Below are 6703 nucleotides of genomic sequence, written 5' to 3'. Positions count from 1 at the left end.
CCCAATGAATAAGCGTGTTAAGAACACCGATCGATGTGTACTTAGCGAATAACTTCAACATTATGAAAATCAGCGGATTCGGAAAGGTCTGGAGTGTAGCACTACAAATTGATTTGATCGATAAAGACGATCAATAATCTAGTGCTTGATAGCTTACAACTATCACACACATTAAAATCGATCGTTGCAATCGATAGGTTGATATTGGAAAATGCTGTGAGTTACAGCGAGTTTGATGATTACCTGGTGATTTGGGGCATACAAAGCTTTGTATGTTTCTCGAAGGTGGGTCATGTGTTTGCATTGATAACAGGATAACTTGTTGGCTTAAACGGCGGTTACAGAAACTTCTAAGTCGAGGGTTCCAAGTTCGAATCCCGCAGATTAATAATTTTATAATCAACTATTTACTCTTATTTTAGTATTTTTATTCCACTGTCTATTGGGGATTATGTGCTGCTGGCATGCAGATCATCAGGGGAATGTCGCTGCGTTTTTCAGGGTGTAGATAAAACCGGATTAACAGATGAGAGAGACACTATTGCAGTGGCCTCTACCTATGCGTAGAAATGTATCATCGGCCCATGAGATGCGACTAAATTTGGCACCATGCCGAATGCCGGGAGTACATTTGAGAATAAGCAGTATATTGAGGCTACAGAAAGCGTTAAAAAATGTATTTTGCCCGTCGCGGAATATTACTCATCAAAAATCTCTCTAGTGCACCGTTGCATCTCCGAAATTGGCGGTCATGCGATATTACGACAGACAGGCACGGATATCACTGCCTGATCATTTTTGTCTATTGAGACTATCACGTGGCCGGATGTGAGAATCATCGGCGGGGTTATCGAGAACCTAGATATCTACCAGTTAACCGAAACTACAGCCATTTACTCCAGTTCCATACAGAATTGCAATGCTGATAATGTGCGCACGTTTGGTGGATATAACGGGATTTTCTTCATGCCGCTGGCAACAGGAACTCAAGGGGGCAACTTTGACGGGGTTTCCAATAATGTCTGTCGATTGGAGACGCGTTTCATTGGCCCTGTAGAAGAGAAAGAAAAATAAAACAAGGTGCATCTACGTTTTGTTGAGAGACTGTAATTTAAATTGTGTATCTGCCTGTTTTTGATATATTCATTCCGATAACGAGGACAGGTAAATTGCGGTGATGGCGAGATTGAACTGAACACGCCGCGTGACCGTGAAAACACCTTCAAACCTCAGTTGATTAAGAAGAACCAGACGCGGCTCACACAGATGGACAGCCAGATTTTATCGCTGTATGTCAAAGGCATGGTCACGCGCGAAATCTCCGCCACCTTCAAAGAAATGTACGACGCCGATGTGTCGCTCACATTGATATCCAAAGTCACAGCATCATAAACAAAGCCGTCTTCCTCGCGCTGGGTATCAACACCGAAGGCCAGAAAGCGCAGCCGGGTATATGGCTGGGCGAAAATAAAAATAGAAGACTTTCGCTTTCACGGCCTTAGGCACACATGGGCAAGCTGGTTAATTCAATCAGGAGTTCCACTGTCAGTGCTTTAGGAAATGGGGGATGGAAATCTATTGAAATGATTCACAGATATGCTCACCTTGCGCCTAATCATTTAACGGAACACGCGAGGAAAATAGACGACATTTTTGGTGATGATGTCCCAAATATGTCCCATATGGAAAATAAGGAGGAAATAAAGAAGCGTAACGCGTTGATTTATAAGTGGCGCGCCCTGCAGGATTCGAACCTGCGACCCACGGCTTAGAAGGCCGTTGCTCTATCCAACTGAGCTAAGGGCGCCTTGTGAAGTGAAGACTTCGTGTAGACGAAACGCGAGAATTATACGGTCAGGCACTCCTGAGTCAATGGCTTTTGTTCTGGTTGCTGACTAAGTGTACGAATATCGTCTTTTCTGGCGCAATGCCAGGTTCCAGGAAATCGCCTGGACACATCTCAGCACGCATAAAGTGGGAATTAAGGCCGCCAGTATTTAGAAAATCAATAAGTTTCTTTAATATTTCACCATGATTCACCTGCCGTGTAGGATATTTTTTATGCTGAGTATCGCTATTAAGGAACAAAACAGTCACTTTGAGCATGGGTTGAAAATCATCATGACGCGTCTGGCGAATCAATGGCAGCAGAAAATTGACTTTCTGCCGCCAGAAGAGATAGATAATGCCGATATCGCTTTCCTGGCCCTGGATGATGATTGGTTCAGCGCAGGCTGTTACCAGATACCTATGCATACCCAACATCAGCTACGGGTAATTATTTGTAATAAATGCGATAAAGAAAAGCTCATGTTCAGACCATGTCTGTATATGCTGCCGCATATTTATCGGGAAGATGATGTTGAAGAAATTACCCGGAAAATGATATTGATCTTACATAAACGAGCGCTTCGACATAGCGTCCCTTCTGGCATTTGCCACTACTGCACGACTCGTCATTTTTCAGTAACAGAACGTCACCTGTTAAAACTGATCGCCAGCGGTTATCATTTAAGCGAAACGGCCGCTTTACTTTCACTTTCTGAAGAGCAGACAAAGTCACTCCGCCGGAGCATTATGCGAAAATTACATGTTAAAACGGAGCAGCAGTTTTTAAAATATATTAGAGTTAACCTTCATTTCTTACTCAGTAAGTAAACTCACTTAACTTTTTACAAGGCTTACGAAATATCTCACCAATAATTAAGTAACGATACCTACAGGCATTTTTTTAACGCTGCCACAATGATGCCCATAATATCCTGATAGATTCAGGGGTCGAAAATATATGGCTGCATCATAAATGCCTGGAGGAGTGTTTGGTGGCACAGGGTACTTTGTTAAAGGAAAGGATAAATCCCCCACACCTGGCGTCTTCGCCCACACGTCATTCATATCTCAACAGCGAATTGTTAAAATCTGAGCCAATCGTTAATCTCTCAACTGCGCAATTAATCGGCTATGAGGTCCTGACGCAACTTCCGTCAGAACATGATAGCGAAGTTTTTTTTCAGCAGTTAATGCTGATGGAAGGCATTGAAACATCAGAGCAACGAAGCATTGCTTTTTACGCTGGTGCAACGATGGAACAAGGTTATTTATGGCCAGCCATATTACCAGATATATATTAGAGCAATGGAAAAAGCAGGATGCGCAGCGTACCACGCAGGGAAAGACACCGCCGTTTAAGAAATGCTAAAGACTGCGCCTGCCGTTATCACTCTCCAACGCCGCAGATATTTGATCGCCTTGAGTTACTGAACCAACAGCTCAATTATGCCTTGCCGGTTGGTATCATTTCTCAGGCAATAATTACAACTGACAACTACCTCGGCTATTCATTGAGTCACTACTTATTTTCCGGAAAACGTACCACAGCATTCCGCTCATTAGATGACATTTCTTTGTGGATTGAAAAGGGGTCGCTCAGACAACTGATTGTAGATATGGAGACGCTACCTGTCTCCTGTATTGAGGCGCTTAACCAGCTACGCGCGCTCAGTTGGCAACAAAGCGATATCCAGATTTACCTGCTGGTATCAGATAAAACCCCCGCTATAGCTCAGTTTATCCGTATGGCTGGGCGTTTTTTTGTCCTGTCGCGACGACAAAATCTGGCCTCTGTACGCGAAGCCTTGTTATCAGCCGCCGAACCTCGCTTATCGGAAAGCTTTAGCCGTACTGACTGGTTGATGATTGAAACTTTAGCGCAAGGTGCCTCTTTAAAAGAAATAGCACGTCAGCAAAGCGTACCTTATCATCGTGTAGTTTACCGGCTTAAACAACTTATCACCCTCCTTAACCTTCCCCACAGGCAAAGCTTTCTTCGGCTGCTCCAGCAGCTAAACGTTACTTTCCACGATATTTTTTAACGGAGTAACGTTTTGGTGAATAAGATTTTTTAAGAAATTACTTATTTTCACTTCCATTAAATGTAAATATTTCACATAAAATTAATATTTACAACTCGTCCTGGTAAGCGATAAAAATTTTTTTCTTACATCGCCCCCTGTCCCTCCTCGTTTTTTGAGGTCTCCAGCGTCAACATCTTTCTGTTATTACATAACAAATACTAAACAATTAGTCTTTCATATTATTTTTATACTTAAAAACAACAGTTTAAACTACTCAATGTCAACTCTAAAGAAAATAGCTCCACCACGAACAAATTTTCTATAACGCCACAGAACATCCTACCCGCTATCCATAATTCGCATTTCGCAAGACTTTTCCGAGAAATCAGACCAGGTATAATCCATATTGTTTTTACTTAATCAGAAATTTCTTTTTTGTTGGTGCGAAATGGATATTCCACATATTTATTACTCTTACGCAAAATAGCCAGTCAACAGGGAGGTCTCATTCTTTATTATTGCTCCACTGTGTGGTGTGTAGATCTGGCTATTTCACAATCTTTAAGGTGTCTGACGCTTATTCTAAAACGAAGGACGCATAACAGTCTGAGGCATACAACAATGAAACCTGCATCTGTTATCATTATGGACGAACACCCTATTGTAAGAATGTCGATCGAAGTTTTACTCGGTAAAAATAGCAATATTCAGGTTGTCCTGAAAACGGATGATAGCCGAACAGCGATAGAGTATCTGCGCACTTATCCTGTTGACCTTGTCATTCTGGATATTGAATTACCGGGCACCGACGGCTTTACCTTACTTAAACGAATCAAATCTATCCAGGAACATACCCGGATACTTTTTTTATCGTCGAAATCAGAGGCTTTTTATGCCGGAAGAGCAATAAGAGCGGGCGCAAACGGATTTGTAAGTAAACGCAAAGACCTCAATGATATTTATAATGCGGTAAAAATGATTTTATCCGGCTATTCTTTTTTTCCATCTGAGACGCTTAACTTTATCAGTAATACCCGTCCCCCCAAAGGCGGGCACCATGATATGCCACTTTCTAACCGCGAAGTTACCGTGCTGCGCTATCTGGCCAATGGAATGTCTAACAAAGAAATTGCCGAGCAACTTTTATTGAGTAACAAGACTATCAGCGCGCATAAGGCCAATATATTTTCTAAACTTGGCCTTCACTCTATCGTTGAGCTTATCGATTACGCCAAATCACACGAATTATTGTAAATGTACTCCCGGCGAATTATCGTTCGGGAGCCACAATAACGGACACTAATTGTAATTGATCAGGAAGGTCGCATCCGCGTTAGCAAGACCGGGCTGCACGCCATCGGCTAAGGCGATATAGTTCGCATAGAATTTCAGGGTAGCATTGCCGTTGTTGTCAATATCGACGGCCTTGCTGGCCTGTTCAAGTGGCAATCGACGTTGATCGCCATCGCGAATTTCAATCGCCAGTTTTTGCGCCATTGCCGTATCAGCAAGCGCCAGTAATGCCGTGCCGGGCGCTGGCGTCCCGGAAAACGTTATAGACGCCGACCCCGGCGGGCAGCCTTCAAGTTTTAGGCTAAAGGCTACCGGTTGCGTGGCGTCACCGACGGCGTGAAACTGTTTTGTCGGCCAGGTGCGGAGGTTAACCGACTTGTTACTGTCGCCCGCAACCACGGCGCAGGTAAAATCCACCACGTTACCGCGCAGTTCAATATTCACTTCGCCCAGAGATGAGTTGGCCTGACTCAGCGGGCTGAACAAAACACAACCGATAGCGATGAAAACGCGCCGAAAGATCATTATGCCTCCTTAATCATAATCGACTCGTAGATAGCCGCGCGCAGTAAACGGCCCTTCCGCCGGTTTATTCCCCGTCACGCTGATCGGCCAGGCGCGAATACCTACGCGAGCGGCGGCGTTATCATTAAGATGAAACGGAATTTTACTCGACAAATTATTGGGTGTGAGCGGCGTACCGTTGCTATTAGCAACCACAAAGCCTAAATCCGGATTATCGGACACCATCGCCTGCCCTGAGGCCTTTTCGGCTTCAAGCCGCATCGATAAATAGGCCTGCGCCGCGACGTTGGTACATTTGATAGCAATGGTTTTCGTTTGCGGCGTGACGCCTTGCGGACGATTACCCGCTCCCGCCTGACTAAATAACGACGCGCCGATATCGCCGAAATCAAACTCCACGACCTGTCCGGCATTCACTTCGCAGTTTTGCGGCACTTCCACTTTGCCGCTGTAGCTAATGGTATATACCGGCGTGCTCAACGCGTCGCCGGTAGAGGTCGTCACATAGACAGTAAACATTGTCTGGCGAGGGATCGTCACCATATTAATAAAAGGCCGTATCACTTTTAATTTAAAAACCAGCTTTGAGTCCTGCACGCCAAACGGCATTTGCTGCGACACGTTAGAGTCGACGCCCATGCGAATATAGTTACGGGGCGGATAAAATACGCCAGCGACACTATCGGTGATGCTCATCGCGCCCAGAAGGTAGTCATTCAGCTTGAGGTATTTAAAATTTCCTTCGGTGCTTTGTACCGGTAATTCTGATACATAGCTTCGGTAGGTATAATTTACCGTTGTCCCCGCCGGGCACGTCGCGTTTACGCCGACCCAACCAGATTTTTCCGGCAGCGTAACCACCTGTCCCGGCTGATTATTGCCACTGGTGAAAACATCTGACAGGTCGTAAAAGATATCGGTCGCCGTCCCGTTTGAATTACGGCAAACCGTCGCCAGCGCGGGATGGGTGAAAAAGAGCGCGGTCCCCGCCAGCAATAACGCTGAGTATATTTTCATCTCTATTTTTCCTT

The 6703-nt window shown here is 44.6% G+C and carries 7 protein-coding genes, 1 tRNA gene and 3 pseudogenes; 7 read left to right on the top strand and 4 right to left on the bottom strand.

Annotation, left to right across the window (positions count from 1 at the left end):
* Positions 1-61 (bottom strand): annotated as a pseudogene (locus tag HV477_RS17670) (GtrA family protein); the annotation flags it as partial.
* Positions 62-828: 767 nt separating this feature from the next.
* Here HV477_RS17670 and HV477_RS17665 point away from each other — a divergent pair.
* From HV477_RS17665 to HV477_RS17655, 3 genes and pseudogenes are all read left to right on the top strand, one after another.
* A complete protein-coding gene (locus HV477_RS17665; RefSeq protein WP_256860624.1) occupies positions 829-1074 on the top strand; it encodes a hypothetical protein in 246 nt (81 codons plus the stop codon).
* A 90-nt stretch (positions 1075-1164) separates the two neighbouring features.
* Positions 1165-1493 (top strand): annotated as a pseudogene (locus HV477_RS17660) (transposase); the annotation flags it as partial.
* Positions 1420-1709: pseudogene (locus tag HV477_RS17655) on the top strand (tyrosine-type recombinase/integrase); the annotation flags it as partial. The pseudogenes HV477_RS17660 and HV477_RS17655, both read left to right, overlap by 74 nt.
* 21 nt (positions 1710-1730) lie before the next feature.
* Here the strand turns inward: HV477_RS17655 and HV477_RS17650 are convergent.
* Positions 1731-1807, bottom strand: a tRNA-Arg gene (locus HV477_RS17650).
* Between the two features lie 254 nt (positions 1808-2061).
* Between HV477_RS17650 and fimW the strand changes: the two genes are divergently transcribed.
* The 4 genes from fimW to fimZ all read left to right on the top strand — a co-directional run bounded on the left by fimW (position 2062) and on the right by fimZ (position 5108).
* Positions 2062-2658, top strand: coding sequence for a fimbria biosynthesis transcriptional regulator FimW (gene fimW, locus HV477_RS17645; RefSeq protein WP_000948629.1), 597 nt, complete (start codon positions 2062-2064; stop codon positions 2656-2658).
* A 161-nt stretch (positions 2659-2819) separates the two neighbouring features.
* Positions 2820-3131 carry a hypothetical protein gene (locus HV477_RS17640; protein ID WP_000226492.1) on the top strand — a complete coding sequence of 104 codons (312 nt, stop codon included), beginning with the start codon at positions 2820-2822 and terminating at the stop codon, positions 3129-3131.
* 18 nt (positions 3132-3149) lie between these two features.
* Positions 3150-3872 (top strand): fimbria biosynthesis regulator FimY, encoded by a 723-nt coding sequence (gene fimY, locus HV477_RS17635; protein ID WP_079899309.1) that lies wholly within the window; start codon positions 3150-3152, stop codon positions 3870-3872.
* Positions 3873-4475: 603 nt separating this feature from the next.
* Complete coding sequence (gene fimZ / locus HV477_RS17630) at positions 4476-5108, top strand: fimbria biosynthesis transcriptional regulator FimZ (protein ID WP_000801272.1); 633 nt, start codon at positions 4476-4478, stop codon at positions 5106-5108.
* Positions 5109-5153: 45 nt separating this feature from the next.
* Here the strand turns inward: fimZ and sfmF are convergent, their stop codons facing one another.
* Together sfmF and fimH are read right to left on the bottom strand one after the other, a co-directional pair.
* Positions 5154-5672, bottom strand: a complete 519-nt coding sequence (gene sfmF / locus HV477_RS17625; protein ID WP_079899308.1) for a fimbria assembly protein — start codon at positions 5670-5672, stop codon at positions 5154-5156.
* 9 nt (positions 5673-5681) lie between these two features.
* Positions 5682-6689, bottom strand: a complete 1008-nt coding sequence (fimH, locus tag HV477_RS17620; protein WP_079899307.1) for a type 1 fimbria D-mannose specific adhesin FimH — start codon at positions 6687-6689, stop codon at positions 5682-5684.
* Between the last annotated feature and the right edge of the window lie 14 nt (positions 6690-6703).

The sequence above is a fragment of the Salmonella sp. SG203 genome, assembly GCF_013350575.1.
In the GTDB taxonomy this organism is placed as follows: domain Bacteria; phylum Pseudomonadota; class Gammaproteobacteria; order Enterobacterales; family Enterobacteriaceae; genus Salmonella; species Salmonella enterica.
Note: the sequence above shows the minus strand (reverse complement) of the source record. Positions and strands in the feature narration are given on the sequence as shown.